Raw genomic sequence first — 3,779 nt, 5'->3', positions numbered from 1 at the left:
TAATGTTATTTCTAACATCAAAAGAATTTGCTGGTTTACTTAATTCTTATACTCTGTTTAATTTTCAAAGATCACTGCGCTGTCATCTGACAGCTATTAAATTATATCAAGTGTCTTTCACAATGTCAACTACTTTTTTAACTTTATTTAAAAAGTAATTTACATACTGCAGAAGCGACATTTAGAATCATAACATATTTTTATATGTAGATATATAAATAAAATAAGTAATTTGGAAAATAACTCTCTATTTCTTAATTTTCTTATATTTATCTTTGTATTTCTTATATAGACACTCCTGGAAATGTTTATATCGATTATTGCAAAAATCACTTAGATTATTAATCTAAATTTGTGATATAATATATACTGAGGTGGTAATATGTGTAATAACCAATTAAAATCAATAATAGATAATAGTAATAATATTGTTTTTTTTGGAGGGGCAGGAGTTTCTACCGAAAGTTCCATTCCAGACTTTAGATCAGAATCTGGACTATATAAGACTAAAAACAATTTTTCTTATCCTCCTGAAATAATGCTAAGCCACAGTTTTTTTTCAGATCATCCTGAGGATTTTTTTGAATTTTACAAAGCAAAAATGATATATAAGGAAGCTAAACCTAATTTAGCACATTATGCCTTAGCTAAACTTGAAGAGTTAGGAAAGATTAGTGCCATAATCACTCAAAACATAGATGGTCTTCATCAACTAGCAGGTTCTAAGAAGGTTCTTGAGCTTCACGGATCAGTGCACAGAAATTATTGTACTGGTTGTAATAAATTTTTTAACTTGGATTACATTCTAAATTCTACTAGCACAATTCCTAAATGTGACGTTTGTGGTTCAATAATCAAACCTGATGTTGTTCTTTATGAAGAAAGTTTGAATATGAATATTATAGATGAAGCAATTTCTTCTATTATGAAAGCAGATACTCTAATTGTAGGAGGTACCTCCTTAGTAGTATATCCAGCTGCTGGCTTAATAGATTACTTTAAAGGAAAACATATTGTATTGATAAATAAACAATCAACACCGTATGATCGAACAGCAGATTTAGTTATAAATGATAGTATTGGAAAAGTTTTAAATGATGTATTATAAATAGAATCTTATCCTTAATCTATACTTTACAAAAAATTAATCTCTTATTTTTCTTTTTTAATATATAATAAAGTTATAGTTAAAACTTCATAGTTAATTAAAATTTAATATTATATAATTAGTTTAATTGTAAATTTTAGAGGGGGTTTTTTAATGGTAAATGGCTACAAGATAAGAGAGCTTAGATTAGAGAAAGGTCTAACTTGTACAGATGTATCAAACTTATCTAGAAACTTAAACTTTCCTATTTCCAAAACATATCTTGAGGAATTAGAAAGAGGTGCAAAACGTAACCCATCTTTTAATATTATTGAAACAATATCCATAATATTAAAAGTTAACCTTGATGAATTAAGAGTAAGCTAAATATAAAAATCGACCGACTTATTCAATGGAATATAGTCGGTCTTTATATTTTATTGAAAACAAAGCCAGATAAGACATATCAAATTTGTGTAAATTTATCTTTCTATGATATAATACAATTTATATCACAAATCATATAGTGTATAAATATACATTTTAATTAGTTGGGAGGACATGTTGCTTGAATGCATATTTAAGAAAAAATACATATGTCTTTATATTAATCTTACTAATATTGCTTTCTGTGCATATTTCAATATTACTATGGATTTTTTTTAAATCACACACATTAGATTTAACTAAAAAACTATTTTCTATATTATTTTTAGTTTTATCTGACATGATATTATCTATATGTTTTTCTCATTTTTATAACTTAAAAAACTTAAAAAAATTTGATACTTTAATAGCAATAAATAGAAATATTTATATGGAAATATCATCATTTTTACTTATTCTTTTTTCTTATATTTTTTCATATTATATGCTATTTACTAGAAATATTAGCTATATATCACCACAATTTATAGTTCCATCTTTAGTTCCTCTTTTCTTTTTAACTTACAATGATCTATCAATCGGTGATAAGTTTTTAGTTTATGGTTTTAGAATCTTAGAACTAGATACTATATACAATTTTTATCTATCTAAGGATTCAAGGCATATAATAATTTTTTTGAAAGATGGATCTAAATTCTCTGTACCAGTGTATAAAAAACTATATGATGAATTAGTGAAAAAATACAAATAAATATTTTAGGGGGTTACTTACTTGGAAAACATTATAGTCGCAAAATTTGGAGGGAGTTCACTAGCAGATGCCCACCAGTTTGAAAAGGTTAAAAACATTGTAGAAGCTAATGGGGATAGAAAATACATTGTACCTTCAGCACCAGGAAAAAGACATTCTAAGGATTACAAAATTACAGATCTTCTCTACCTTTGTAGTACTCACGTAGAGCAAGGTATAAGTTTTGATGATGTATTTAAAATAATATCAGATAGATATAATGAAATTGTAACGGAGCTATCAGAAAAATATAACCATATGAAAGCTCTTGACATAAATACATATTTATTAAAGATTAAATATGATATAGAAAGTGGCTGTCCTTCAGATTACACTGCTAGTAGAGGTGAATATTTAAACGCAATTATATTATCAACTCTTTTAAACTATGATTTTATAGATGCGTCTGATTTGATTTTTTTTGATAAATATGGCAGATTAAATGCAGATCATACACATAAAGGTATAGTTAAGAAACTTTCCTCTTCAAAAAATGCTGTTATTCCTGGTTTTTATGGATCTGATCCATCAGGAAAAATAAAGACTTTTTCTAGAGGTGGATCTGATATAACAGGTGCCTTAATTGCCAGAGGAGCTGGTGCAAGTTTATATGAAAACTGGACAGATGTATCTGGATTTTTAATGGCCGATCCAAGAATAATTACAAATCCTATGCCTATTGAAGCAATAACTTATAGAGAATTAAGAGAATTATCTTATATGGGCGCTACAGTTTTGCATGAAGATTCTGTATTTCCTGTTAGAGAAGCTGGTATTCCAATTAACATAAAAAATACTAACTCACCACTAGACAGAGGAACTTTAATAGTTGGCGACACTCATCCAATGGAAAAGTGTGGAACTATAACTGGTATTGCTGGAAAAAAAGACTTTACTGTAATAGCTATAGAAAAGAACTTAATGAATACTGAATTAGGTTTTTGCAGAAAATTATTATCCATTTTGGAATCAAACAATGTAGTTTTTGAGAGCATGCCTGCAGGAATTGATACTGTTTCTCTTGTTATTCCTGATTATCAGTTAGACAACAAACTTGAGACAATTATTGAAGAAATAAACCGACAGTGTAAACCTGATTCATTAGAAATTTTACCTAATATGGCACTTATAGCTACAGTTGGACGTGGAATGTCCAAATCAAAAGGAATTGCCGCAAAAATATTTGAAGCTCTTGCCAAAAACAACGTAAATATAAGAATGATAAATCAAGGTTCAAGCGAAATAAACATAATTGTAGGTGTTGAAAATAACGATTTTGAAAAGGCTATAAACTCTATTTATAATGCTTTTTTATAATAAAATATATAATTAAAAAAGGGATGTATAAAATAATTTTTATACATCCTTTTCTAATGCAACGAAAAAAGTACTGAATATAAATATTCAGTACTTTTTTTCAACCCAGCGACGACCTACTCTTCCACAGGGCTGCCCCTGCAGTACCATCGGCGCTTTAGAGCTTAACCTTCGTGTTCGGAATGGGAACGGGTGTTG

At 28.0% G+C, this 3,779-nt stretch carries 4 protein-coding genes and 1 rRNA gene; 4 read left to right on the top strand and 1 reads right to left on the bottom strand.

Features of this window, described 5'->3' with window-relative positions; genetic code table 11:
• The first annotated feature begins 382 nt into the window (after window positions 1–382).
• The 4 genes from B8978_RS19265 to B8978_RS19250 all read left to right on the top strand — a co-directional run bounded on the left by B8978_RS19265 (window position 383) and on the right by B8978_RS19250 (window position 3,581).
• Window positions 383–1,108 (top strand): NAD-dependent protein deacylase, encoded by a 726-nt coding sequence (locus tag B8978_RS19265; protein ID WP_084117899.1) that lies wholly within the window; start codon window positions 383–385, stop codon window positions 1,106–1,108.
• A 153-nt stretch (window positions 1,109–1,261) separates the two neighbouring features.
• Entirely contained in the window at window positions 1,262–1,474 is a 213-nt protein-coding gene (locus tag B8978_RS19260; RefSeq protein WP_084117898.1) for a helix-turn-helix domain-containing protein, read from the top strand.
• A 181-nt stretch (window positions 1,475–1,655) separates the two neighbouring features.
• A complete protein-coding gene (locus tag B8978_RS19255; protein ID WP_084117897.1) occupies window positions 1,656–2,225 on the top strand; it encodes a hypothetical protein in 570 nt (189 codons plus the stop codon).
• Between the two features lie 21 nt (window positions 2,226–2,246).
• Window positions 2,247–3,581, top strand: a complete 1,335-nt coding sequence (locus B8978_RS19250) for an aspartate kinase (RefSeq protein ID WP_084117896.1) — start codon at window positions 2,247–2,249, stop codon at window positions 3,579–3,581.
• Window positions 3,582–3,684: 103 nt separating this feature from the next.
• Here B8978_RS19250 and rrf read toward each other — a convergent pair.
• Window positions 3,685–3,779 (bottom strand): 5S ribosomal RNA (gene rrf / locus B8978_RS19245); the annotation flags it as partial.

Source organism: Clostridium acidisoli DSM 12555, from assembly GCF_900176305.1.
Classification (GTDB): Bacteria; Bacillota; Clostridia; order Clostridiales; family Clostridiaceae; genus Clostridium_I; species Clostridium_I acidisoli.
Note: the sequence above shows the minus strand (reverse complement) of the source record. Positions and strands in the feature narration are given on the sequence as shown.

Coding starts and splice junctions, on each gene's coding strand:
- B8978_RS19260 (WP_084117898.1), top strand. CDS start 1,262: ATGGTAAATGGCTACAAGATAAGAGAGCTTAGATTAGAGAAAGGTCTA.
- B8978_RS19265 (WP_084117899.1), top strand. CDS start 383: ATGTGTAATAACCAATTAAAATCAATAATAGATAATAGTAATAATATT.